General features: G+C 68.7%; 25 protein-coding genes, 1 tRNA gene and 1 riboswitch. Of the genes, 18 read left to right on the top strand and 8 right to left on the bottom strand.

Annotated elements, in window-relative coordinates; translation table 11 throughout:
• Window positions 1–19: 19 nt before the first annotated feature.
• Together LQF10_RS17430 and LQF10_RS17425 are read right to left on the bottom strand one after the other, a co-directional pair.
• Window positions 20–952, bottom strand: coding sequence for a TolB family protein (locus LQF10_RS17430; protein WP_231065077.1), 933 nt, complete (start codon window positions 950–952; stop codon window positions 20–22).
• A gap of 127 nt (window positions 953–1079) precedes the next feature.
• Window positions 1080–1150 (bottom strand) — tRNA-Gly (locus LQF10_RS17425).
• 103 nt (window positions 1151–1253) lie between these two features.
• Here LQF10_RS17425 and dcd point away from each other — a divergent pair.
• From dcd to mnhG, 8 genes are all read left to right on the top strand, one after another.
• Window positions 1254–1835 (top strand): dCTP deaminase, encoded by a 582-nt coding sequence (dcd, locus tag LQF10_RS17420; RefSeq protein ID WP_231065076.1) that lies wholly within the window; start codon window positions 1254–1256, stop codon window positions 1833–1835.
• A gap of 6 nt (window positions 1836–1841) precedes the next feature.
• Window positions 1842–2885 carry a hypothetical protein gene (locus LQF10_RS17415; RefSeq protein WP_231065075.1) on the top strand — a complete coding sequence of 348 codons (1044 nt, stop codon included), beginning with the start codon at window positions 1842–1844 and terminating at the stop codon, window positions 2883–2885.
• A gap of 229 nt (window positions 2886–3114) precedes the next feature.
• Window positions 3115–6084, top strand: a complete 2970-nt coding sequence (locus LQF10_RS17410) for a Na+/H+ antiporter subunit A (RefSeq protein ID WP_231065074.1) — start codon at window positions 3115–3117, stop codon at window positions 6082–6084.
• 11 nt (window positions 6085–6095) lie between these two features.
• Complete coding sequence (locus LQF10_RS17405; protein WP_231065073.1) at window positions 6096–6668, top strand: Na(+)/H(+) antiporter subunit C; 573 nt, start codon at window positions 6096–6098, stop codon at window positions 6666–6668.
• Window positions 6665–8314: a Na+/H+ antiporter subunit D gene (locus LQF10_RS17400; protein WP_231065072.1), complete on the top strand. Its 1650-nt coding sequence runs from the start codon at window positions 6665–6667 to the stop codon at window positions 8312–8314. The genes LQF10_RS17405 and LQF10_RS17400 overlap by 4 nt, the downstream gene beginning before the upstream one ends.
• Complete coding sequence (locus tag LQF10_RS17395) at window positions 8311–8898, top strand: Na+/H+ antiporter subunit E (protein ID WP_231065071.1); 588 nt, start codon at window positions 8311–8313, stop codon at window positions 8896–8898. The genes LQF10_RS17400 and LQF10_RS17395 overlap by 4 nt, the downstream gene beginning before the upstream one ends.
• Entirely contained in the window at window positions 8895–9323 is a 429-nt protein-coding gene (locus LQF10_RS17390) for an MrpF/PhaF family protein (protein WP_231065070.1), read from the top strand. Before LQF10_RS17395 ends, LQF10_RS17390 begins: the two co-directional genes overlap by 4 nt.
• Window positions 9320–9676, top strand: a complete 357-nt coding sequence (gene mnhG / locus LQF10_RS17385) for a monovalent cation/H(+) antiporter subunit G (RefSeq protein WP_231065069.1) — start codon at window positions 9320–9322, stop codon at window positions 9674–9676. Before LQF10_RS17390 ends, mnhG begins: the two co-directional genes overlap by 4 nt.
• A gap of 111 nt (window positions 9677–9787) precedes the next feature.
• Here mnhG and LQF10_RS17380 read toward each other — a convergent pair whose 3' ends face one another.
• Window positions 9788–10042 carry a DUF4235 domain-containing protein gene (locus LQF10_RS17380; RefSeq protein WP_231065068.1) on the bottom strand — a complete coding sequence of 85 codons (255 nt, stop codon included), beginning with the start codon at window positions 10040–10042 and terminating at the stop codon, window positions 9788–9790.
• A gap of 203 nt (window positions 10043–10245) precedes the next feature.
• A riboswitch (TPP riboswitch) is annotated at window positions 10246–10348 on the top strand.
• A gap of 30 nt (window positions 10349–10378) precedes the next feature.
• Between LQF10_RS17380 and LQF10_RS17375 the strand changes: the two genes are divergently transcribed.
• From LQF10_RS17375 to LQF10_RS17365, 3 genes are all read left to right on the top strand, one after another.
• Window positions 10379–11551 (top strand): thiamine ABC transporter substrate-binding protein, encoded by a 1173-nt coding sequence (locus LQF10_RS17375; protein WP_231065067.1) that lies wholly within the window; start codon window positions 10379–10381, stop codon window positions 11549–11551.
• Entirely contained in the window at window positions 11527–13272 is a 1746-nt protein-coding gene (locus LQF10_RS17370; RefSeq protein ID WP_435531413.1) for an ABC transporter permease, read from the top strand. Before LQF10_RS17375 ends, LQF10_RS17370 begins: the two co-directional genes overlap by 25 nt.
• Window positions 13273–13350: 78 nt before the next feature.
• Window positions 13351–14391, top strand: a complete 1041-nt coding sequence (locus tag LQF10_RS17365) for an ABC transporter ATP-binding protein (protein ID WP_231065066.1) — start codon at window positions 13351–13353, stop codon at window positions 14389–14391.
• On the opposite strand, the gene solA is transcribed toward LQF10_RS17365, so the two are convergent.
• From solA to LQF10_RS17350, 3 genes are all read right to left on the bottom strand, one after another.
• Window positions 14384–15532, bottom strand: coding sequence for an N-methyl-L-tryptophan oxidase (gene solA / locus LQF10_RS17360; protein WP_231065065.1), 1149 nt, complete (start codon window positions 15530–15532; stop codon window positions 14384–14386). The two genes, LQF10_RS17365 and solA, sit on opposite strands and share 8 nt — an antisense overlap.
• A 97-nt stretch (window positions 15533–15629) precedes the next feature.
• Window positions 15630–16337, bottom strand: a complete 708-nt coding sequence (locus tag LQF10_RS17355) for a cation diffusion facilitator family transporter (RefSeq protein ID WP_231065064.1) — start codon at window positions 16335–16337, stop codon at window positions 15630–15632.
• Window positions 16334–16720 (bottom strand): ArsR/SmtB family transcription factor, encoded by a 387-nt coding sequence (locus tag LQF10_RS17350; RefSeq protein ID WP_231065063.1) that lies wholly within the window; start codon window positions 16718–16720, stop codon window positions 16334–16336. The genes LQF10_RS17355 and LQF10_RS17350 overlap by 4 nt, the downstream gene beginning before the upstream one ends.
• A gap of 103 nt (window positions 16721–16823) precedes the next feature.
• Between LQF10_RS17350 and LQF10_RS17345 the strand changes: the two genes are divergently transcribed.
• The 4 genes from LQF10_RS17345 (at window position 16824) to LQF10_RS17330 (ending at window position 20579) form a co-directional block, all read left to right on the top strand.
• A complete protein-coding gene (locus tag LQF10_RS17345) occupies window positions 16824–18041 on the top strand; it encodes a sensor histidine kinase (RefSeq protein WP_231065062.1) in 1218 nt (405 codons plus the stop codon).
• Window positions 18034–18720 carry a response regulator transcription factor gene (locus LQF10_RS17340; protein ID WP_231065061.1) on the top strand — a complete coding sequence of 229 codons (687 nt, stop codon included), beginning with the start codon at window positions 18034–18036 and terminating at the stop codon, window positions 18718–18720. The genes LQF10_RS17345 and LQF10_RS17340 overlap by 8 nt, the downstream gene beginning before the upstream one ends.
• Window positions 18721–18868: 148 nt before the next feature.
• On the top strand, window positions 18869–19603 hold the full coding sequence (locus tag LQF10_RS17335) for a molybdopterin-dependent oxidoreductase (protein WP_231065060.1): 735 nt from the start codon (window positions 18869–18871) through the stop codon (window positions 19601–19603).
• 91 nt (window positions 19604–19694) lie between these two features.
• Window positions 19695–20579 (top strand): VOC family protein, encoded by an 885-nt coding sequence (locus LQF10_RS17330; protein WP_231065059.1) that lies wholly within the window; start codon window positions 19695–19697, stop codon window positions 20577–20579.
• Window positions 20580–20611: 32 nt separating this feature from the next.
• Here LQF10_RS17330 and LQF10_RS17325 read toward each other — a convergent pair whose 3' ends face one another.
• Window positions 20612–21484, bottom strand: coding sequence for a DUF817 domain-containing protein (locus LQF10_RS17325; protein WP_231065058.1), 873 nt, complete (start codon window positions 21482–21484; stop codon window positions 20612–20614).
• A 135-nt stretch (window positions 21485–21619) separates the two neighbouring features.
• On the opposite strand from LQF10_RS17325, the gene LQF10_RS17320 reads away from it, so the two are divergent.
• The 3 genes from LQF10_RS17320 (at window position 21620) to LQF10_RS17310 (ending at window position 23388) form a co-directional block, all read left to right on the top strand.
• Window positions 21620–22078, top strand: a complete 459-nt coding sequence (locus LQF10_RS17320; protein WP_231065057.1) for a DUF3817 domain-containing protein — start codon at window positions 21620–21622, stop codon at window positions 22076–22078.
• 21 nt (window positions 22079–22099) lie between these two features.
• Complete coding sequence (locus LQF10_RS17315; protein ID WP_231065056.1) at window positions 22100–22573, top strand: GNAT family N-acetyltransferase; 474 nt, start codon at window positions 22100–22102, stop codon at window positions 22571–22573.
• Between the two features lie 110 nt (window positions 22574–22683).
• Window positions 22684–23388 (top strand): type III secretion system chaperone family protein, encoded by a 705-nt coding sequence (locus LQF10_RS17310; protein WP_231065055.1) that lies wholly within the window; start codon window positions 22684–22686, stop codon window positions 23386–23388.
• An 87-nt stretch (window positions 23389–23475) separates the two neighbouring features.
• Here LQF10_RS17310 and LQF10_RS17305 read toward each other — a convergent pair whose 3' ends face one another.
• Window positions 23476–24399, bottom strand: coding sequence for a DUF4349 domain-containing protein (locus tag LQF10_RS17305; RefSeq protein WP_231065054.1), 924 nt, complete (start codon window positions 24397–24399; stop codon window positions 23476–23478).
• Window positions 24400–24423: the final 24 nt, after the last annotated feature.

Raw genomic sequence — 24423 nt, 5'->3', positions numbered from 1 at the left:
GTGGTGAGAATGTCGTCGCTCAGGTACCCACCGGGTAGTCCACGTACGCGATCCGCGTGCTGTCCGGGGACCAGCTCGGCACGTTCATGGTCCCCTGCCCGCCGAGCACGTTCACCAGGTCGGTCACGTCCTCGCCCCGCGGTCCGCACACCCGGACGATCACGTCGCGGTCGGCCGGGTGCCCGACGGTGCCGGGTGGGAAGGAGACGTAGGCGAGCCGGGCGCCGTCGGGGGAGGGGTGCGGAAACCAGTTCACCCGCTCGTCGTGGGTGAGCTGCTCGGCCCCGGAGCCGTCGGGGCCCATCCGGGCCAGTTGTGCGTGCCCGGCCGCCCGGGGCGGCCCCGTGAGCGGGCGCTCGGTGTTGAAGTAGATCCAGCCCCCGCCGGGGGAGAACTCGGCACCGTCGTCACCGAACTCGTCATCGGTGAGCTGCACGCTCGCGCCGCCGTCGGCCGGGATGGTGAACAGGTTCGGGGCGTGCCAGGCACCCCCGGGCTCGGTGACCACGCCCACATAGGCGAGCGTTCCGCCGTCGGGACTCACCCCGTGCAGGAAGTGCAGCAGCCCGTCCTCGCTCGTGACGCGGACCGCCTCGCCCCCGGCGAGGGGCGCGCGGTAGATGTGCCCGTCCTCGGCCGAGACGAACACGTGCACTCCGTCCGGGTCGAGCACATGGTCGTTGTTCAGCGGCGGGATGCCCGGAATCTCGATCGGCTCCGGGTCGACGGAGCCATCGGCGGGCAGCCGGAACAACACGCCATCACCGTTCACGATCAGCCACTTGCCGTCCAGGGTCCAGTTGGGCGCCTCGTAGAGCACCTCGGTGGACTCGTGCACCAGGCGGGTGGCTCCCGCGGTCACGTCGATGGTGTGGATGCGGGCCCGTTGGCCGGGCGCGAGGGTGCGGGGCATCGTCGCCTTCTGTGGAGCGCGGATAGGTGTCTGGCTCATTCTCTCCTGCGGCGTGGGCGGAGGACTCCACCAGCGCTCCTGCCTCGGCCTCACCTAAGGTGTTCGGGCGCTTCTGCGGAAGCGGTGAACGGGGTCGAGCGCTTCTCTTGACCTGCGCCCATATCGGAGCGGGTGACGGGAATCGAACCCGCGCTATCAGCTTGGGAAGCTGATGTTCTACCATTGAACTACACCCGCATGAGGCCGTTCATCGGCCACAGCGCAACCCAGCATACCCAATCTGCGCGGATGCGATGCACAGTCGCCGCCTCCGATCGGGTCAGTCGGCTACCGTGGGCGCGTGCTGCTCTCCGATCGCGACATCCGCGCCGAACTGACCTCTGGGCGGGTGGGCCTGGACCCATTCGATGCGGACATGGTCCAGCCCTCCAGTGTGGACGTGCGCCTGGACCGCTACTTCCGCCTCTTCGACAACCACAAGTACCCGGTGATCGATCCGGCCGCGGACCAGCCCGACCTCACCCGACTCGTCGAAGTCGAGCCGGAGGAGTCGTTCGTCCTGCACCCGGGCGAGTTCGTGCTCGGCTCCACCTACGAGCTGATCACCCTGCCCGACGACGTGGCCGCCCGCCTGGAGGGCAAGTCCAGCCTCGGCCGCCTCGGCCTGCTCACCCACTCCACCGCAGGCTTCATCGACCCCGGCTTCTCCGGGCACGTCACGCTCGAGCTCTCCAATGTGGCGACACTGCCGATCACCCTGTGGCCAGGCATGAAGATCGGCCAGCTGTGCTACTTCCGCCTCTCCAGCCCTGCCGAGCACCCCTATGGGTCCGGCGCCCAAGGCTCGCGCTATCAGGGCCAGCGAGGCCCGACGGCGTCCCGTTCGCACGTGAACTTCCACCGCACCCGGGTCGAGGGGTAGTCAGGCATGCCACCTGTGTCCATTGGTGCTGACGGCTCGGCGCCAGGCGCCGCGCACCTGGACGCAGCGACGGCGGCCACACGGCACCTCCTGGCGGTGCCGGACGACGTGGTGGTCGACGAAGTGGAAGCACTCGCCCTGTCCCGCTACCCGCAGGCGGAGTGGGTGGAGCAGGATGTGCTCGCCCTCGCTGATGACATCTACCTGTCCGGGCCGTTCATCGTCCCTGCCGGCGACCGGGACGCCCTGGGTCTCCCGGACTGGGCGGACCAGGCGTACCTGTTGACCTGTCCGCACCAACGGGGCGGACCGGTGCCGGAGGAACTGCGCGCCCTCGGGGGCCTGCTGGCCGCGTTCGCGGAGGGGACCCTCGAGGGGCAGGAGAGGGCCGCCGTCGACGTGCTCTGCGCGATGGGCCGCCGCCTCGGCGGTGTGGTGCGCACCTCCACCGGGCACCTGCTCGAGCCCGATCCGACGGCCGGGGTGGATCTCGTGGTGCACGCCGACGTGTGGCTGCACCCCGATGCGCTGATCCGTGTGCTCACTCCGGTGCTCCCCGGCATCCGCCTGCTCACCGAACCCACCACCCCCATGCCGAGTGCGGCCGATTCTGCCCATTCTGCGAGATATACGCGAGATTCGCCGCATTCGATCGGCGCCGAGTCCGGGCTGGACGAAGGGGAGCGGACCTGGTTGCACGCCGAGGCTGACGCCTTCGACGCCCATGCCCTCGCCGAACCGGTGGTCACTGAGGCATACGGCGCGCAGTGGGCCTACCCCGACGGCGGCACGATCGGGGCCTCCGTGGAAGCCGAACTGCAGGTGCCGCTGGTGCTTGCCGGACTCGACTGGGCGGCCACCGGAACCATCGCCTACGCCCTACGGTGGCACCCTGCCGACCCGGTGGCCCTCCATGAGGGCCGGGCCGGTCGGGTGGCCCTGGACCAGCGGGAGGAGGCCCGGGCACGCATCGAGGCCAGCGCGCGCGCCGTGCTTGCGGCCGTGGGCGGCGAGGTCACTGACGACGACCAGTTCCTCGTGCAGCCCTGACTCCGCCGCGCATTGCCGCGCCACGCAGAACCATCTCTCACGCCCCCACTCGCATCGAGACGCACCGCGGCCGCTGCCCTGCCGAGCGGCAGAGCCGGAGTTTCGATTGGTAGAATTCGCAGCACCGCGGTGTCCGCGCCGGCGATCGGGCCGGGGCTGCCGCGTACCCACACAACCGAACACCACGCACCACCGCCACCCTGACCACGCCGACTGACCAGGAGCCGACGTGCTGCAGCTGATTGCCGTGCACCTCTTTGCGGCTCTCGTTGCCCCGGTGCTTGTGGCGCGGTTCGGCCGGAAGGTCTTTCTTCCGCTGGCCCTGGTGCCCGGATCCGCCGCGGTGTGGGCGCTCACCCAGACCAGCGCGGTCCTGAGTGGATCCGGCCCCACCGAGGCAGTCTCCTGGGTCGCCTCCCTCGGCATGCACCTGACGTTCCGGCTCGATGTGCTCGCCTGGCTGATGGTGCTGCTGGTGGGCGGAATCGGCGCGCTGGTGCTGATCTACTGTGCCTGGTACTTCTCCTCCGGGGCGAAGTTCCTGGGCCGGTTCTCGGGAACCTTCATCGCCTTCGCCGGCGCCATGCTCGGCCTGGTCACCTGCGACAACACGCTGGTGCTGTACGTGTTCTGGGAACTGACCACGGTTTTCTCCTACCTGCTCATCGGGCACTACTTCGAGCGCAAGGGCGCCCGCCGCGCCGGTATGCAGGCCATCGTGGTGACGACCTTCGGCGGTCTGGTCATGTTCGCCGGATTCCTCATCCTCGGCGTGATGGAGGACGGCTCCTTCTCGCTCGCCGGACTCGTCACCTCCCCACCCGAGGGAACCGCAGCCACCATTGCGATCGTGTGTGTGCTGGTGGGTGCGCTCACCAAGTCCGCCCTGGTGCCGTTCCACTTCTGGTTGCCCGGTGCGATGGCCGCCCCCACTCCGGTCAGTGCCTACCTGCACGCAGCCGCGATGGTGAAAGCCGGCGTCTATCTGGTGGCCCGGCTGGCCCCCGGGTTCGCCGAGGTGGAGGCGTGGCGCTGGATCATCCTGGTGGCCGGTTCCGCCACCATGCTCATCGGTGGCTACCGCTCCCTGAAGCAGCACGATCTCAAGCTCCTGCTCGCCTTCGGCACCGTCAGCCAGCTCGGATTCCTGGTGCTACTGGTGGGCCAGGCCGAGCGCGCAGTCGCGCTTGCCGGGCTCGCCCTCATCGGCGCACACGCCATGTTCAAGGCCACCCTGTTCCTCACCGTCGGCGTGATCGATGCCGCCGCCGGCACCCGAGACCTGCGCCAGCTCTCCGGCCTCGGCCGCTCGCTGCCGTGGGCCGCCGTGCCCGGGTTCCTCGCCACCTTCTCCATGGTGGGCCTGCCCCCCTTCGCTGGGTACGTGGGCAAGGAAGCAGCCCTAGAAGCGCTTACGCACGACGGCGGCCCTTACGAGAGTGCATTGCTCGCCGTCGTGGTGGTCGGGTCCGTGCTGACCTTCGCCTACGGGATGCGGTTCCTGTGGGGGGCTTTCGCCAGGAAACCCGGCCAGGAGGACACCTCGGTGGACCGGGAGGCGCCCGGCCTGTTCGTGCCGGGAATCGTGCTCGCCGTGGCTGGCCTGGCGGCCGGTGTGGTGCCCTCCCTCGGGGAGGCACTGCTGAGCCGGTATGCCGGGTCCTACCCGGCCGGCGAGGCCGGCCACCTCACCCTGTGGGGCGGGCTCGGACTCCCGCTCCTGCTCACGATCGTGGTGATCGCTGCCGGGCTCGCTCTCTTCGTGGGGCGCACGCTGGTGGAGCGGGCACAGGACTCAGTGATCCTTGGCCCGGATGCGGACCGCGCCTATCGCACCACGATGCGCCGTCTCGACCGGGGAGCCGTGGCGATCACGTCGTTCACTCAGCGCGGTTCGTTGCCGGTCTATCTGGCGGTCATCCTGCTCGTCACCGTCAGTGCGGTGACCATTGCGCTGGTCAATTCAGGCGCCGAGCCAGGCGAGGTTCGAGCGTTCGACACCCCGGTCCAACTCCTGGTCGCGGGGGTGATCGTGATCGGCGCGATCCTCACCACCCAGGCCCGCAGGCGGCTCAAGGCCGTCGTGTTGCTCGGGATCACCGGATACGGGGTGGTGGTGCTGTTCGCGTTGCACGGGGCGCCGGATCTCGCCTTGACGCAGGCGCTCGTGGAGACCATTTCGCTGGTGGTCTTCATCCTCGTGCTGCGCCGACTACCCGCCTACTTCTCGAACCGGCCGCTCAAAGGCAGCCGCTGGTGGCGTGCCGCCCTCGCCGCCTCGGTGGCGGTGCTGGTGATGGCGCTCGCGCTGATCATCCCGCACGCCCGGATCGCGGATCCGATCTCGATCCTGTTCCCGGATGAGGCCTACGAGTACGGCTATGGACGCAACATCGTCAACGTCACCCTCGTGGACATCCGCGCCTGGGACACCATGGGCGAGATCGCCGTACTCCTGGTGGCGGCCACCGGAGTCGCCTCGCTGGTGTTCCTACGCACCCGCTCCGGGCAGGTGCACCGGATCCGGGACCGTCGCTCCGATGCTGCCGCCATCTGGCCCAGCCACCTGCCTGACCCGGCCACCCGCCTCGGCCCCTCGATCGCCACCACCGGCCACGCCCGCCGAGCGCGCACCTGGCTGCCCGCCGGCGGCTCGTTGTCCACGAATCGTCGTTCGGTGATCCTCGAAGTGGCCACCCGGCTCCTGTTCCACACCATGCTGGTGTTCGCCGTGTTCCTGCTCTTCTCCGGGCACAACGCACCCGGCGGCGGATTCGTGGCCGGGATGGTGGTGGGCGTGGCACTCACCGTGCGCTACCTCGCGGGCGGACGCTACGAGCTGGGCGAGGCAGCCCCGATTCTGCCCGGTGCCCTGCTTGGTTCGGGACTGTTCCTCTCCGCCGGGGTGGGCGCCGTGCCGTTGTTCTTCGGCGGCACCGTGCTGCAGTCGGTGAAGATCGACGCCCACCTCGGCATCCTCGGCGAGATGCACCTGGTCACCTCACTGTTCTTCGACATCGGGGTCTTCCTCGTGGTGGTCGGGCTGATGCTGGACATCCTGCGTTCGCTCGGGTCCGAAGTCGACCGGCAGGGTGAGGCAACTGGCAGCGCGGTGCCGGATGTGGCGCACGACTCACCGCGCAGCACCCCCGATGACGCCGAGCCCGTGCCCCGTGCACCGGAAGGGCAGGGACTGTGATGAGCATCGAGATGAGTCCCTCGCTCGCACTGGTTGGCGTGGTCGGTGTGCTGGTGGGCACGGGGGTCTACCTGCTGCTGGAGCGGAGCCTGTCCCGGGTGGTGATCGGCGTGACGCTGATCAGCAACGGTGTGAACGTGTTGTTCCTGATCGCCGGTGGGGCGGCCGGCGGTCCGCCACTGATCGGCACGACCGAACCGGAGCAGATGAGCGACCCGTTGCCGCAGGCGCTGGTACTCACTGCCATCGTGATCAACCTCGGCCTGACGGCGTTCGTCCTCGCCATGGCGTACCGGTCCTGGCAACTGCACGGCCATGACGAAGTGCAAGACGACCTCGAGGACCGCAGGATCGCTCAACGGGCCGCGCGCGACGAGATCGACTCCCGCGCCGACGATCTCGGCACCGATCTCGCCGCCGAGGCCGCAGAGGCACGCGACGAGACCGAGAAAGTCGGGCTGGATTCCTCGCACCATGGTGCCCAGCTCGCCGCCGATGACGACGAGGTCTCCGCTGACGCCACCGAACCTCGCGACCCGTCGGTTGGCGACCCGTCAGCCGGATCAGGCGGAGGTGCCCGATGACGTGGCTGGTCTCATTGCCGGTGATCATCCCGATGATCGCCGCCGGCCTGGCGCTCGCCCTCTCCAAGCGCAACCGTGCCCAGGGCATCATCTCGATGGTCGCGCTGACGGCGGTGCTCGGGGTGTCCATCGTGCTCATCTTCGTCACCCACACCCAGGGTCCGCAGGTGGTGAACGTGGGTGGCTGGGCGGTGCCGGTGGGGATCGCCCTGGTGGCCGACCGGCTCTCCGCCCTGATGTTGCTGGTCTCGGCGGTGGTACTGCTCGGCGTGCTCGCCTATTCCCTCGCCCAAGGGCTGGCCGATGGGAGTAAGGGTGCACCGGTCGCGATCTTCCACCCCACGTACCTGGTGCTCGCCGCCGGGGTAGCCACGGCGTTCCTCTCCGGAGATCTGTTCAACTTGTACGTCGGTTTCGAGGTACTGCTCGCAGCGAGCTTCGTGCTGCTCACCCTGGGTGGAACGGGCGAGCGGATTCGAGCGGGATCGATCTACGTGATCGTCTCGCTGCTCTCCTCGATCCTGTTCCTCATCTCGATCGCAATGATCTACGCCGCGCTCGGGACCCTGAACCTCGCCCAGCTCTCCGAGCGGATCATCGAACTGGATGCCGGGCTGCGCACGGTGTTGCAGATCATGCTGCTGATGGGGTTCGCCATCAAGGCCGCGGTGTTCCCCCTCTCGGCCTGGCTTCCGGACTCCTATCCCACGGCGCCTGCCCCGGTCACCGCCGTCTTCGCCGGGCTGCTCACCAAGGTGGGCGTCTACGCGATCATCCGCGCCCAGACGTTGCTCTTCACCGACGGCACCCTGGACACCATCCTGATGGTGCTGGCAGTGCTGACCATGCTCGTCGGCATTGCCGGTGCCGTGGCCCAGGACGACATCAAACGCCTGCTCTCGTTCACCCTGGTCAGCCACATCGGCTACATGATCTTCGGCATCTCGCTGGCCAGCGATGTGGGCCTGTCCGCGGCCATCTTCTATGTGGCGCACCACATCACCGTGCAGACGGCCCTGTTCCTCGTGGCCGGGCTCATCGAACGGCGCGGCGGCAGCACCTCATTGGACCGGCTCGGATCGCTCGCCAAGGTGGCGCCCGTGCTGGGCGTGCTGTTCTTCGTCTCAGCGATGAATCTCGCCGGGATCCCGCCGATGTCCGGCTTCCTCGGCAAGGTCGGGCTGCTGCAGGCGGGCCTCGCGGACGGAAGCGGCCTGGCCATCGCAGGGGTCGCCGTCGGGCTCGGCACCTCCTTGCTCACCCTCTACGCGGTGGTCAAGGCCTGGAACAAGGCGTTCTGGCAGCAGGCGCCGCAGGTGCTGCCGGAGACGACGGTGCCGCGTGCCATGGTCGGGCCTGCGGCCGCCCTGGTGGCGATCGGGGTGCTGATCGCATTCGTCGGTGGCCCGTTGTACGCCTACACCGATGCGGCCGCGCGGGACCTGCGCGCCCGCACCCCGTACGTGAACTCGGTGATCGTGGACGGTGAGCGCGGTGCGGGTGAGTCCTCGCAGGCCGAGGATTCTGGTGCCGCCGAGGACGCCACCAACCCCGCCGAGGACCCTTCCGGCACGGAGACCGCCGATCCGCGCCCCTCCGAGCGGGCGAGCGACGAGCCCTCCGACGATGAGGCAGGTGAGCGATGAAGGCCTCGAATCGATGGGACTGGTTGCGCCGCTGGCCGATGGCGATCTGGATGGCCCTCGTCTGGGTGTTGCTGTGGGGCGAGGCGAGTGTGGCGAACGTGTTCACCGGGCTGATCGTGAGCTTCCTGTTGTTGCGGGTGTTCCCGATGCCGAAGGTCGGCTTCGATGGCCGGTGGTCCGTGATCGGGACGGCCATCCTGATCGGCGCCTTCCTCTGGGACATCGTGCACGCCTCGATCTCGGTGGCGATCCAGGCGCTCCGGTTACACAGCACCCCGCACGGGGCTGTGATCCGCGTGCAGCTACGATCCGAATCCGACCTCGTTCTCACCCTGACGGCGGAACTCACCTCGCTCATCCCCGGCTCCATCGTGGTGGAGGCCCACCGCCTCACCGGCACCGTGTACCTGCACGTGCTCGAGGCCACGAAGGACGGTGCGCTGGAGAAGGCCCGCCAGCATGTGCTCCGGCAGGAGAAGTGGGTGATGTACGCGCTCGCGAGCGATGCGGACATCGCGGCGGCCGAGATCGCACCCCGCCCGTGGAAGCGGTGGCGCCGCACCAGTGAGGAGAAGTCAGCATGAGCCCGATCGTGATGGTGATCTGCGGTGTGCTGCTCACCGTGTCCGCCGTGATCGTGGTGGGCCGGATCGAGCGGGGGCCAAGCATGCTCGATCGGGTGGTGGGCCTCGACGTGCTGGTGGCCGTGATGATCGGCTGCCTCGCGTTGGTGTCGTTGTGGTTCGGCCGGGAAGACCTGGTGCTCGTGCTGACCGTGCTCGCACTGGTTGGATTTGTCGGTTCGGTCACGCTCGCGCGGTTCGCGGCGGCTGAACCCGAGGATGAGCGGCGAATCCTCACCCCGGCCGAGGCGGCGAAGGCCGATGAACGGGAGCGCGAGCGCGAGGCTCAGGAGGGTGATGACTCCAGTGGGTCGAGCAGATCGCGCGAGTCGGCGGCGTCAACGGCGGAGTCCTCGAATGGCGATGAACGGGGGAAGGACGCATGACTCTCGCTCAGGTGATCGTCTCGGTCTGCATGATCAGCGGCGCTGCCCTCACACTCGTCGCGGCGATCGGCATTGCCCGCTTTCCCGACCTCCTGGCGCGGATGCACGCGGCCACCAAACCCCAGGTGCTCGGGCTGATGCTGATGATGGCGGGCCTCGCCGTCGGGTTGGGTTCCAGCCAGATCACCTGGAAGGTGACCCTGGTGGTGATCTTCCAGCTGATCACGGCGCCGGTGGCGGCGCACATGGTGGGCCGGGCCGGTTATCGCACCGGGAAGATCCGCTCCGACCTGCTTGTTGCGGATGAACTCACCGAAGATCTGGAAGCCGCGCGATTGCGCGACGAACACTGACACCTGAGCACGGCACCTGACTGCCGACACCTCGCTGGGGTGCGGGCGCCCCAGCGGCTTCCTGATGGTTCACCAGGGCCAATACCGAGGGATGTGTCCCTCCCGGAATGCTCAGGTCTTGGCGATCTCGCCGCCGCTGAGCCACTTGCTGGCGCCGCGGGAGGCGATGATGCGCGAGAACGCGATGACCGCGCCGCTCACCGCGGCGAATATCACCAGCTCGCCGAGGCTCGCCTCGTCATCGTCGGCGTCGCCGGACGGAGGAGCGTGCCCGGTTGCGGCTTTCCAGCCCACAGTCAGCAGCTTGTTGGCTGCGAAACCAGCTGCGATCGCCGCCACCGTGGTGACCACCTTCTGGACGTTCATCTGCGACTCCTCAGATCGGGTGTTCCGCCTGGCCCCACCCTAGCCCCGCGGGTGCGAAGTCACCCATTCACCGGCTGGGTCATTCCTTCGGCGGCGCAGCAGCCCGAACTCTCGTCACCGCACGTGGTCGCAGAGTGACGAGCGGGCGACCGACCAGGCCCGCACCCCGTGCATGCAGGGTTCCGGCTGCGGTGTACCGTAATCGGACACGACAGGGGAGCGCTCAAGCGCTGAGAGTGCGGTTCGCCGCAGACCCTCGAACCTGCACCGGTTAGCACCGGCGAAGGAAGTCGAGCTTTCTCTCATTACCCCTCCTTACTCACAAGGAGGACAACTATGCCCACGATCCACAGCGCCGAACGCTGGCTTCTGCGGCGTCCGGGTTCACCTATGCCGCACAACCCAGCGCTCGGTCGACGGGGGGTGGCCCGGTTCGCTGGTCGCGCTGGGCTCGCCGGCGTGGCGGCGCTTGCGCTGGCCGGTTGCTCGGTGATCGGCACGGGTTCGGACTCCGGCACTGGCACCGGGAGCGAGGACTCTGACGGCGAGGGTGGCGGCGTGGTGCAGGTGGTCACGCACGACTCCTTCCACGTCTCGGAGGAACTGATCGCCGATTTCGAGGCCGAATCCGGGTACACGGTGGAGCTCTCCGCTCCCGGTGACGGCGGTGCGTTGGTGAACCAGCTCATCCTCACCGCGGACTCCCCGCTCGGCGACGTTGCCTACGGAGTGGACAACTCCTTCGCCAGCCGTGCCCTCGAGGAGGGCGTGTTCGAGTCCTACACCTCGCCCGCGCTTCCGGCCAGCGCCGAGGAGTACCTGGTCGAGGGTTCGGACGCGCTCACCCCGATCGACATCGGCGATGTGTGCTTGAACGTGGACCACGAGTGGTTCGCCGAGGCCGGAATCGACGAACCGGAGACCTTCGAGGATCTGCTCGAGGAGCAATACGAGGATCTCCTCGTGGTCACCAACCCGGCGACGTCGTCCCCCGGTCTGGCCTTCCTGCTCGCCACGGTCGGAGCGTTCGGTGAGGACGGGTGGCTCGAGTACTGGGAAGGGCTCGCCGACAATGGCCTCAAGGTGGTGGACGGCTGGTCGGATGCCTACTCGGTGGACTTCTCCGGTTCCGCCGGGGAAGGGGACCGGCCGATCGTGCTCTCCTACTCCACCTCCCCGGCGTTCGAGGTAGCCGAGGGTGAGACCGAGGCACCCACGGGCGCCCTGCTGAGTACCTGCTTCCGGCAGATCGAATACGCCGGTGTCATCGCCGGAGCGGCGAACCCCGAGGGCGGGCAGGCGTTCATCGACTTCCTCCTCTCCGATGAGGTGCAGGCCGACATCCCGGAGCAGATGTACGTCTACCCGGTCAACGACCAGGTCGAGTTGCCGGAGTCCTGGACGCAGTTCGCCCCGCTTGCCGAGGACCCGCACTCCGTCGACCCAGCCGAGATCGACGCCCACCGCGACGAGTGGATCCAGGAATGGACGGCGACGGTCATCGGGTGAGCTCGCCCCGCCCCGGCAGCGGTCGGGTTCGTGGCGGTCGGTGGCGGGGTGTCGGAGCTGCGCGGGGGCTCGTCTGGGGGCTCGCCGCGGCCGTCCCGCTGATCTTCCTCGGCGTCTTCTTCGGCTACCCGGTCGCCTCCCTGATTGCCCGCGGGTTCGTCACAGACGGCATGCTCGACCTCGGCGGATTCGCGGAGGTGTTCTCGCGCCCGCGCACGTGGCGGATCATCCGCCTCACCCTCACCCAGGCGGTGCTCGGCACCGCCGGTGCAGTGCTGCTCGGGATCCCCGGCGCCTATGTGCTCTACCGCCGCGACTTTCCCGGCCGCGCGGTGCTGCGCGCCGTGGTGACGGTGCCCTTCGTGCTGCCGACCGTCGTGGTGGGCGTGGCATTTCGCACCCTGCTCGCCGACTCCGGCCCGCTAGGCTTCCTCGGCCTGGACGGCACGTTCGCCGCGATCGTGCTCGCGCTGGTGTTCTTCAACTACGCCGTGGTGGTGCGCACGGTCGGGGGGCTGTGGGAGCGGCTCGATCCGCGCACCGAGCAGGCCGCACGGGCGCTCGGCGCCTCCCCGGCCCGTGCCTTCCTCGGCGTGACGCTGCCGGCGCTGATGCCCGCGATCGCCTCGGCCGCCTCCGTGGTGTTCCTGTTCTGCGCCACCGCATTCGGGGTGGTGCTCGTGCTCGGTGGGGTGCAGTTCGGCACCATCGAGACCGAGATCTGGATCCAGACCACCCAGTTCCTCGATCTGCGCACCGCCGCCGTGCTCTCCGTGGCGCAGTTGGTGGTGGTGGCCGGCTCGCTGGCCCTGTTCTCCCGGGCCAGGCACCGGCGTGAACGCGCCCTCCGGCTGCAGTCGACCAGCACCAGGCCCACCCCGCTCCGGTTGTGGCAGCACCACCGGCCAGGGCCCGATCTGCTGCCCACTGCCGCGACCGCCGTCGTGGTGGGCCTGCTGGTACTGCTGCCCATCGCAACGTTGGTGGTCCGGTCGCTCCGGACGCCGTCGGGCTGGGGCCTGGGCAACTACGTGGCGCTCGGCACCACGGGCGGCGACAACGCCCTCACCGTGACGGTGTGGGAGGCAGCTGCGAACTCGCTGCGAATCGCCGTGGACGCCACGGTGCTGGCCGTGGTGATGGGCGTGCTGGTGGCGCTGGTGCTCTCCCGCCGGCCGCGCCACCTGGCCGCACGCCGTGCGATCGGATGGATGGACGGCCTGGTGATGCTCCCGCTCGGGGTGTCCGCCGTGACTGTGGGATTCGGGTTCCTGATCAGCCTGGATACGCCGCCGCTGGATCTGCGCTCCTCGCCGGTGCTGATCCCGATCGCGCAGGCGATCGTGGCGATGCCGCTGGTGGTCCGGGTGGTGCTGCCGGTGCTGCGCGCGATCGACCCGCGCCTGCGAGAGGTTGCGGCCGTGCTCGGTGCCTCCCCGGGCCGGGTGCTGACGGCCGTGGATCTGCCGTTCCTGATCCGCTCGGCGGGTCTGGCGATCGGGTTCGCCTTCGCCGTCTCCCTCGGGGAGTTCGGGGCCACGGCGTTCCTCGCCCGCCCGGACCGGCCCACCCTGCCTGTGGTCATCTTCCGCCTGATCGGGCGCCCCGGAGCGGAGAACTACGGGATGGCGCTCGCGGCGTCGGTGCTGCTCGCTCTGCTCACTGCAGGAGTGATGGGGCTCGCGGAACGTCTGCGAGGGGAGCACGCCGGTGAGCTCTAGGTGGTGCATTGCCCCGATCTGTCGCTCGGTGCGTGGCCGGGGCAACAGAATGTGGCAACGCGTGATGGAGGTGGATCGATGGCGCTGAGTGTGCAGGGAGCCGAGGTCCGGTACGGGTCCACGACGGCGGTCGCGGGGGTGGATCTGGACGTCGCCGCCGGTGAGGTGGTCGCCGTGCTCGGTCCGTCCGGGTGCGGGAAGTCCTCGCTGCTGCGTGCCGTGGCTGGTCTGGAGGCGCTGACGGCGGGGGCTGTGCGATGGGACGGCGTGGACCTGACTGGGGTGCCGGTGCATCGGCGCGGATTCGGGCTGATGTTCCAGGACGGGCAGTTGTTCCCGCACCGGGACGTGGCCGGCAATGTGGAGTTCGGGTTGCGGATGGCTCGAGTGCCCCAGACCGAACGGGTGGACCGGGTGGCCGAGCTCCTCGATCTGGTGGGGCTGGCTGGCTTCGATGGCCGCCCGATCTCCTCACTCTCCGGTGGGGAGCAGCAGCGGGTGGCTTTGGCTCGCGCACTGGCACCGCGCCCTCGGCTGCTGCTCCTGGATGAGCCGCTTTCTGCGCTGGACCGGGAACTGCGCGAGAACCTCTCCGTGGAGCTACGGCGAATCCTGACCAACACCGGCATCACAGCGATGTACGTGACTCACGATCACGACGAGGCCTTCGCCGTGGCCGACCGGGTGGCGGTGATGCGGCAGGGACGCCTCGTGCAGGTCGGCACCCCGGCCGAGCTCTGGGCCGCGCCCGGCGATGCCGACGTCGCACGTTTTCTGGGGTACCGGGTGGTTGAGCACCACGGGCAGACTCTTGCACTCGGTCCCGGTGCGCTCGGCCTCGCTGCCGCCACCCCCTCCGCTGAGCTGTCACCACACCCAGGTGAGGACGATCGTGACGCTCGTGTGGTGCCACGTCAGCAGGTGGTGGGGGAACAGGTGGTGGATGCGGTGTCCGGACGGGTGGTGGCCACCGGGTTCAGCCGCGGGAGGCCGACGGCCCGGGTGGATGTGCCCGCGTGGGGTGAAGTCACCGCAGTGGTGACCGGCACGGGTCATCTCGACCCGGGCGATTCGGTCACCCTGCAGATCGACAGGACCCGCGCCGTCGTGCTCAGCTGAAGCGGTCCGGGGAGAACGGGGCCAGATCCACTGGGGGCTCCTCGTCCACGGCGAGGGCTGCGGCGGCGTCCCCCACCGCCGTCGCGTGTTTGAAACCGTGCCCGGAGCAGGCGGCGGCCAGCACCACACCGGGGTAGGCGGCCGGGGCGCCGATGCTGAACGCCTCATCAGGGGTGTGCGTGTACATGCACCCTTCGGCGCGCACGTCGCCGGCGTCCAGGTCCGGCAGGCGTCGAGAAACCCACCCGGCCACCTCGGCCCATTCGTGTGGGGCCACCTCGAGCGGATTGGTGCTCGGATCGTCGACGGCGGGCACCACCAGATCGTGCAGGCCCACCTTCACCCCATACCCCTCCAGCACCGGTGCACCCCACGCCAGGTACCCGTCCGCCTCGTGCAGGAACACCCCGAACCGGTCCGGGCCGAAGCGCGCGGCATCCGGCGCGCCGAACCAGGTGAGCAGGGTGCGGCGTACCTGCATGGGCACGGTCAACGCCGGCAGCAGCGAGGGCGTCCACGCGCCCGTGGCCATGATGACCCGTCCGAACCGCCAGGTGCGCGGACCGTCGAGCCCGGTGCTGTGCACCTCGACGCCCGTATCGACCGGCTCCACGGCAGTGATTCGTTCACCGGTGCGCACCTGGGCACCGAGCCCGACGGCGGCCCGCACCGCCGCGTGAATCCCCGCTTCCGCGCGCACCACTCCGGTGCCGGGATCGAGCACACCGGCGGTGCCGTCGTCGATGGTGTGCTGGTCGAATCGGGACCGAACCGCTGCGGCGTCCAGGAGTTCGTGCGGGAGGTCGTGAGCGCGGATCGTCTCCAGGATCGGCGGCAGCAACCGGCCCTGTTCCGGGCCGAGGAACAGGCCACCGCACAGCGTGAGCAACTCGGTGCCGGTGACCTGCTCGAGCTCGCGCCACAACCGCTGGGCGTGCTGGGCCAGCCCCACGTACTGCGGACCTTCCACCAGTGCGGTGCGGAACAGGCGGCTGTGCCCGTGTGAGGATCCGTGCGGATGCCCTGGGGTGTGTTGTTCGAATCCGATCACGTCGGCGCCGCGGGCGGCGGCACGCCACAGGGCAGAGCTGCCGGCGGCGCCGAGTCCGAGAACGGCCAGGGGCGCGTCAAGAGAAGTCATCGGGGTTCAGTCTGCCGGAGGGCCGGGGGACCCGAGACCCTGAGTGGCTGAGCGAATGAGCGAATGAGCGAGTGAGCGGCTGAGGGCTTGAGGGGCCTCAGTCCGACGTACAGCACCCGTCCGTGCATCCGGGCTCGGTGGCGCTCGCCGTCGATGTGGCCGTGCCCGGCGGCACGTGGCAGCAGGCGTCCCCGCGCCAGGCCTCGATACCCTCCTTCACCGCCACGGCGGCGATCACGAGGGCAGCCAGCGGGTCGGCCCAGGTCCATCCGAGAGTGGAGTTGAGCATGAGGCCCGCGAGCAGCACGGCGGAGAGATAGGTGCACAGCAGGGTCTGTTTGGAGTCGGCCACGGCTGAGGCGGAGCCGAGTTCACGCCCGGTGCGGCGTTCGAACCAGGAGAGGATCGGCATCACTGCCAGGCTGACTGCGGCGAGCACGATCCCGATCGTGGAGTGTTCCGGTTCGGCGGCACCCAGCAGCGTGCGGATCGCATCGACCGTGACGAACACTGCGAGGCCGAAGAAGGAGAACGCGATCACTCGCAGTGTGATCGTCTCGCGGGAGTGCGGATCCGGGGCGCGGAACTGCCAGGCCACGGCGGCGGCGGAGAGTACTTCCACGGCCGAGTCGAGGCCGAAGCCCACCAGAGCCGCCGAGGAAGCCATCCGGCCGGCGGTGATCGCGACGATGGCTTCGATCACGTTGTAGGTGATGGTCACCGCCACGATCCAGCGGATCCGGCCTTCCAATACCGAGCGTCGGGCAGGGTCGAGCGGGCGGGGCGCGAGCGGGAGTGACGTCATGAGCAGGTGCACTCCGCTCCGCAGCAGGCCGGGTCCACGGCGAGGGTCAGATCGAGGAGGCCGGTGAGCATGGCGGCGATGTGGTCATCGGCCAGCCGGTACCAGGTGCGGCGCCCTTCCTTGACGGATTCCACGAGTCCGCACCCGCGCAGGCAGGTGAGCTGGTTGGACATCACCTGCCGCGAGACGTCCAACGCCTCGGCGAGGTCAGAGGGGCACGCCGGCGCTTCCCGGAGTGCGAGCAGGATCCGGGTGCGGGTGTGGTCGGAGAGGGCGTGCCCGAGCCGCGCGACCGCGGCGGTGTGAGTGAGCGTGACAGGTGAGGCCGTCGCATCGACCGGGGGCTCTGCGGTGGTGTGAGGAAGGACGGGACCGGTGCGCATCCGTCGATAGTACAGCCAAACGTGTACTGACTCGAGGGTTGCGGGTGAATCTGCGCGACCGCAGAGGCTGGGCGAGAGGCGGTTTCCCGCATACCTTGACTCTGTGCCCCCTGATCCTGTGCGTCCTGACGCTGCGGCGGAGACGCTCGAACCTGGGCCGCGCTGGCTGGCGGACGCCGGGCAGGTGGCGCTCGCCGCACTCCTCGCACTCGTCGTGCTGCCGATCTCCTGGTCCTCGGTGCGGGAAGCGGGTGTGGGCTCCGGCTGGACGAGCGCCCTGCTCACCGCGCTGGTCATGCTGCACGCCAGTGTGTTCGGTGCGCGCCGCTGGCCGATACCGGCCTACACGGTGGCCGCGTCGGTGATGCTCGCCTTCGTGGTGGCGCCCGATCTGGGCGGACCCACGGCGGCAGCCGTCGGGGGAGAGTTTGCCGCGGTCTTTCTCCCGAGCGTCTTCTGCTACTTCGTGGTTCTGTACGGCGTGAGCGCGCACGCGCCCCGCCCGTGGCCGCCCATTGCGCTGGCTATCGGCCTGGTCGGATGCCTGGTGACGCTGGTCCGAGTGTGGAGCTTCACCCTCGCTGGGGTGGCGGACTGGGTGTTCCAGCTGATGGTGATCACTGCCGCCCTTGGCGGAACGATGTCTGCCTGGGCGCTCGGCCGGTTCCGTGCCGTGCGCTCGGCGTGGGTGTCCGAAGTGGCCGCACGGGCAGCGGCCGACGAACGCCGCCGGATCGCGCGTGAGATGCACGATGTGGTCGCGCACTCGCTGGCTGTCGTGGTCAGCCATGCGGAGGCGGGCCGGCTGGTGGTGGTCAACGACCCGGGCCGAGCGTCGCAGATCCTCGAGACGATCGGCGGCACCGGGCGCGGGGCGCTCGAGGAGATGCGCGGTCTGCTCGGAGTCCTTCGCGATGGTGAGGCGCCCGTGCACGCACAGCCTGGCGGCAGCGAACTGCCGGACTTGGTGGAGGCCATGCGGGCGACGGGTCTGCCTGTGGAGTTCTCCGGCGCTCTGCCGCCCGGCGGCTCACCGATGGTCGCGCTCACGGCCTACCGCCTGGTGCAGGAAGCGCTCACCAACGTCACTCGTCATGCTGGTCCCGAGGCGTCGGCTCGGGTCCAGCTCGCGGCGAGCAACGGTGACTGTGTGGTCGAGGTGAGCAACGACGGCGGCCGCGCCGCGCCCGCGGATCCAGGCCGCGGACTCACGGGAATGCGGGAGCGGGTCGAGGCTGTCGGCGGCGACCTGGCGTGTGGTCCCACCGAGGACGGATGGCGAGTGTGGGCGAGGCTGCCGTGGGGAGGTCGCGATGACTGAGGTCGGATCAGAGGTGAGGGAGGAGATCCGCGTCGGCATCGTCGACGATCAGGAACTGATGCGCTCAGCGCTGCGGATGATGGTGGAGAGCCAGCCCGACTTGAGTCTGGTGGGTGAGGCGGCCGACGGGTATGAGGCCATCGCGATGGTGCGGAGTCGGCGGGTGGACGTGCTGCTGATGGATATTCGGATGCCCCGGTTGGACGGGATCGAGGCAACCGCGGCCATCACGCGGGAGTTTCCGCGCACCCGGGTGATGGCGCTAACCACCTTCGATCTGGACGACTATGCCTTTCCCGCGCTCCGGGCCGGGGCCAGCGCCTTCCTGCTCAAGGACGCCCGCGCCGAAGAGGTCGTCGCAGCGATCCGCACGGTGTACGCCGGCCACGCGGTGGTGGCGCCGTCAACCACGCGCAGGCTGATCGAGCACGTTGCTCGGTCGGTTCCGGTGGGCGAGGGGCGGGCTGAGGAAATCCGCGAGCGGCTCACTCCGCGTGAACTGGAGATGTTGCTCGAGCTCGCCACCGGTGACAGCAACGCCGAGATCGCCCGCCGCGTGCACCTCTCGGAGGCCACGGTGAAGACTCATGTCGGGCACGTGCTCACCAAACTCGGCTTGCGTGATCGGGTCCAGGCTGTGGTGCTCGCCTACGAGACAGGCATCGTGCGGCCCCGCTGAGTTCATCCTCGAGGATGAGGTGGTCGCGACCTGCGGGCGATACGCCGGCGTGACGGCGGCCGCATGGTGGGTCCATGGCCTCGCCTCCTGCAATGCACACCACCAGAGTCCGGCACATGCCGCTCACGGTCACGAAGGACCTGGAGTCATGACATCGAGATCTGAGGAGATCCCGGATGCGCGAGCTCGACGCGGCCGCGACGACCTTCCGCCCGGTCAGCGCCGCATCGCCGGATTTCCGCGCTTCGGGACCCATCTGCACCACCCACCCCCGCAGATCCCCGCCGATCCGACGCTGACCATCAGCGGCGCCATTGGCGCGGAGTACTCGATCCCCCTGGCGGAACTGGATCAACTTCCGCAGGTCGAGCGGACCGAGAACTTCCATTGCGTGGCCGGCTGGTCCGCCACGCGACTGCGGTGGGGTGGCGTGACCTTCGCCGCTTTCTATCGCTCGGTGATCGAACCGCGGTTGACGCAGCGAACCGCGGTGACCCACCTGGGCTTCGTCGGTCATGACGACTACCGCGCGATCCTCCGACTTGACGATGCTCTCGCCGATGACGTGCTCATCGCGACCCGGCTCCATGGGCGCCCGCTGACACCTGCGCATGGTGCGCCGGTGCGCCTCGTGAGCCCTAGTCAGTACGGATACGTCAACACCAAACACCTGAGAGCGATCGAGGTGTACACCTCGCGACCGCGCAACGATCATCCCTACAGCGTCCTCACCCGGGAGCACCCGCGTGCTCGGGTGTGGCGGGAAGAACGTCATCCGTGGTTCCCCGGCCCGGTCATGCGTCGTCTGTTCCGACCGCTCGTCCCGCTCGTCGCGTGGCTCAGTCGGCGAGGTCAGGCGCAGCAAGACGGCAGCGAGGACTGAGTGTCTCGACGCCATCGACCCCGTCGCGATGGTGGGGTTGCCGTTGTGCCATCTCTCTGCGATAGTTGAACGATCAACTATGGAGAGTGCAATGACCGACCGACTGGCTCAGGACACCGCGATGGGCACCGTGAACCTGCTCGTGCGCGATCTGGATGCGATGATTCGCTACTACGCCACCGGCATCGGACTGGACGTGCTCGAGCACACCGGGCCCACCGCCGTCCTCGGCCGTGGCAGCACGCCGATCATGCGGATGCGCGCTGAACGCGATCTGCCCACGTTTTCCCGGCGTGATGCCGGTCTGTTCCACACCGCCATCCTGTTCGCCGACCGCGCGAGCCTTGCCCAGGCGCTGGTGAGCGTGGCGCAGTTTGCCCCGGCCAGTTTCACCGGCTCCGCCGACCACCTCGTCTCCGAGGCGTTCTACTTCGACGACCCAGAGGGCAACGGCGTCGAGTTGTACGTGGACCGCCCCCGCGAGCAGTGGGCCCGCACCGCCGGCGGAGGGGTGCAGATGGACTCCCTCCCGCTCGATCCGAACGCCTTCGTGCGTGCGCACCTCGCCCCGGCTACCCAGGCCGCCCCGGCATCACCTTCCGGGCAGACCAACGTGCCGGACGCCGTCATCGGGCATGTGCACCTGCAGGTGGGCGACATCGCGACGGCCAGGGCCTTCTATGTGGACACGCTCGGCTTCGAGGTGATGGCCGCGTTCGGCCGCCAAGCGCTGTTCATCGCTGCCGGCGGCTATCACCACCACATCGGGATGAACACCTGGAACTCCGCCGGTGCCGGCCCGCGCGCCGCCACACTCGGGCTGGGTCAGGTGAGCATCGAGGTGCCCACCACCGACGACGTCGTGGCGCTCACCGACCGGTTGCGTCTCGCGGGCGTCAAGGGCCGCCACGACGGCGCCACCGTGCGGTTCGAGGACCCGTGGAACACCCTCATCGAGGTCAGCGCCGCGGCCTGACTCACGCTGCCGGGCGCATGCGAGGAGTCGGTTCAGTGCGTTCGCACCGACGGCGTAGCGCCGGGTTCGCCGTAGAACTTGCCTTCGCGCATCTTCACCGCGGCCACCAGCACAAAGCTCAGGCTCACCAGCAGCGCCCACGAGCCCCACTTGCCGGCGTGCACCATCTCCCAGATCTGTGCCTGGTTCGGGTAGGCCCACGCGCCAAGGAAGGTGGCGGCATTCTCGGCCACCCAGAGGAAGAAGCCGATCAGCACGAAGCTCACACTCAGCGGCAGCCCATACCGCCGCGACCCGACCGTGAACGAGACCCGCGACCGCCACAGCACCACCACGAAGCCCGCGGCGATCGCCCAGCGCAGGTCCGCGATCACATGGTGGGTGAAGAAGTTCAGGTAGGCGGCGATCGCCAGTATCACTGTGGGCACGACCGGAAACTGATTCACCCGCAGGTCGAACCGGCGGAAGGCCTGGCAGATGTAGGACCCCACGGCCGCGTACATGAATCCCGAGTACAGCGGCACGCCTGCCACCCGGAGCACCCCGTCGTCGGGGTAGGACCACGAACCGATGGACACCTTGAAGATCTCCAGCGCCAACCCGATCAGGTGGAAGGCTCCGATCACGGCCACCTCCCGGCCGGTCTCCAGCTTGAGCAGGTAGAACACCCCGGTCAGCGCGAGCGCATAGATCAGCAGCGCGTCGTACCGCGGGATGGGCAGATCCACCACGGAGGTCAGCGCGAGCCCGGCGAAGATCGCGATCGGGAACAGGCAGCACTGCACCTCGATCCAGGCGAACCGGAACAGTTGCCCGACGGCGAACGCGAGCCGGCCCAGGGCGGTGACCTCCGCCGTCGGGAGGGGGAGGGCAGGGATGCCGAGAGAGGGAGTGTCACTGTTCACTCGCCGAGCGTGGCAGCCTGGGGCGGCGTGGCCGGCCAGAACGCGTAGACCCTCGCGCACCTTTCACGTGATCTGCCCCTCCTTCGCCGTTCCTTCACGATCACGACCGAAGGGTGTGTCGGTGAGAATGGACCGGTGAGATTTCTTGGGCCCGGCCGCCTGCACCGCATTCTCGCCGACGCCGAGGCGGTGACCTGGGCGCTCCTGCTGCTCGGCATGGCGCTGAAGTACGTGACCCGGACGACCGACCTCGGGGTCGCCATCGCCGGGCCGATCCACGGTTTCGTCTTCCTCGCCTACTGCGTGGTCACGGTCGTGGTGGCCATCGACCAGCGGTGGAGTCCAGGGACCACAGTGCTCGGCCTGGCCAGTGCCATCCCACCGTTCGTGACGATCCCGTTCGGTCGATGGGTACGGCGAAGGGGTTTGACGGGGGAGCACTGGCGGCTGCTCGGCGGAGGAGCCGGTACCCGGATCGAGCGAGCGTTGGCCGCGGTACTGCGCCGGCCGGTGCGGTTCGCGCTGGTGGCACTGGCCGTGGTGGCCGTCGTCTTCCGCGTGCTGCTCTGGCTCGGCCCGCCGGTGGGTGCCTGAGGTCCCGCGTATTCTGAATAGATGACCGTCAAGGCCCTGGTTCGCCGCGCTCACACCGACGATGCCGTACTGGTGGGCAGGCTCCTGTATGACTTCAACGTCGAGTTCGACACGCCCACGCCGAGCGCGGCGGAGTTCGCCGAGCGATTCGCCGACCTGCTCGTGCGCGATGACGTGCTCGTGCTCCTCGCCGGCGCTGACGAAGCCGACGCCACCGGATTCGCGTTCCTGACCCTGCGCCCCACGCCGTATTACGCCGGGCCGCTCGCTCAGCTCGAGGAACTGTACGTCCGCCCGGCTCTGCGTGACGCAGGCATCGGCACAGCGCTGCTGACTGCGGCGGTGCAGCAGGTGCGTGAGCGAGGAGCGCAGGAGATGCATATCGGTGTGGACGAGGTCGATACCGACACCAGGCGCTTCTACGAACGCCATGGGTTCACCAATATCGAACCGGGCCAGGACTACCGGATGCTGCTCTACCTCCAGGAGTTCTAAGCCTCGCGCGGCCTCGCGCGGGTAGTTCTGCCCTGCACCGAGCGCCGTCGGGGCGCCGCAGCGTTGCTACCCTTCCCGCGGACAGGTAGGCCGATCAGGGGAGTGCGCAGATGGACGCCGAGGTTCTGGGTGCGGGAGCCATCTCGATCGTGATGTGGATCGCGTTTCCTGCGATCATCGTGGTCGCGATTGTGGTCGGGATACGCAATGCGAAGAAGCGTCGCGAACGCCTTGCCGCATGGGCCGCCGCCCGCGGGTGGAACTTCAGCCGGTCAGGTCAGCACATGGTCGGACGATGGCAGAGCCCACCGTTCGGCCGCGGCAGTTCACGCCGGGCCGAGAATCTGCTCACCGGCGACTTCCATGGCCGGGCCGCGGTCTCGATGACCTACCAGTACACCACCGGCTCCGGAAAGAACCGCTCCACACACTACTTTCATGTGCTCGCACTGCACCTGCCGGCTCCGCTGCCGTGGCTGCAACTGACCCCGGAAGGCGCGGGCGCGGCGATTGCGAAGTTCTTCGGTGGTCAGGATGTGGAGTTCGAGTCGAGCGCGTTCAATGATGCCTGGCGGGTGAAGGGGCCCGAGGGCCAGTTTCCCTATGACGTGATCCACCCGAGGATGATGGAACGCCTGCTGCAGCCCGATGCGATCGGCCGGTCGATCTCCATTGAGGGGCAGGACATCCTGTTGCACGTCTCAGGGCGGCAGCAGATCGAGACCATCGATCTCTACTTGAACCTCTTGTACGGAATCACCGAACTCGTCCCGCGCCACGTCTGGCTGCGGGTGGGTCACGACCCGGGGGTGTGAGTATCGACGTGACGACGGCGAAGCGGTCCCGGTCAGGCGTCCTGGCCGTGGCGTGCGCAGTACTCATGGCTGAATGCAGGGCTGACCTCAGGAGCTCTCGCTGTGTGCCACCTCGGGCTCGCTTTCGCCCGCGGGGGCGGTGTTCCTGCGCCGACGCCGCTTCGTGACGACGAAGATGATCGCGGCCGGGATAGCCAGCAGCACCAGCCACGGCAGCAGGACGCCGACCGTCACCACGAGCACGCTCACGAAGGAGACCAGCGCCTGCCATCCGGTCTGCAGCCCGCCGACGAACCCGTCGGCGGTGACCTCGGGAGCAGGTTCGGTGGTCAGCTCCACGTGCAGGGTGGACATGGCCACCTGATCGGCCAGATGTTCCCGCTGGGAGAGCAGGGATTCCAGTTCGGCCTGTCGCTCGCTGAGCGCGGCCTCGGCATCGATCAGGTCCGCACTGGTTTCGGCACCGGCCATGATCTCCTCGAGCCTGGCCGTGGACGTTTCCAGCGCGCTGATCCGCGCGTCGAGATCCACGATCGTCCGAGTGACGTCCTCACTGGACTGGGAAATGTCCCGCACGTCGCCGAGGTCGGTTAGATCGGTGAGCACGCCCTCCAGCTCTGCTGAGGGAACTCGCAGGGTCATGCTGGCCGAGGGCAGGCTCTGATAGTCGGCATCGTCCTCGCCTTGGTGAACCGAGCGGTTCTGCACGTGCCCCCCGGCGGCGGTGGTCAGGGCGGCCAGATCTGTCGCCGCTTCTTCGGGGTCGTCCACCACGACGGTCGCGTGAGCTGTCGTGATCACCTGCCGCTCGCCGGTCTCTGTGGCGACATCGCGGCCGACGGCGCCCTGATCGGACACAGAAGCGCCGTCACCTGCTTCGGCTTGCTCCTGACTCACTTCGGGGCCGGCCATGTCTGCACCCCCACCGTCAGAGCTCTCGCTCCCACCGCTCGAGCACGCGGCCAATGCGGCCACGGCGAGCACCACCAGAACTCCACGGATTCGTCTCATGCTCGAACGGTAGGCCTGTGCGGC

Origin of the sequence: Ruania halotolerans (assembly GCF_021049285.1) — a bacterium.
Taxonomy (GTDB): Bacteria; Actinomycetota; Actinomycetes; order Actinomycetales; family Beutenbergiaceae; genus Ruania; species Ruania halotolerans.
This window is presented reverse-complemented; position numbering and strand designations above follow the sequence as displayed.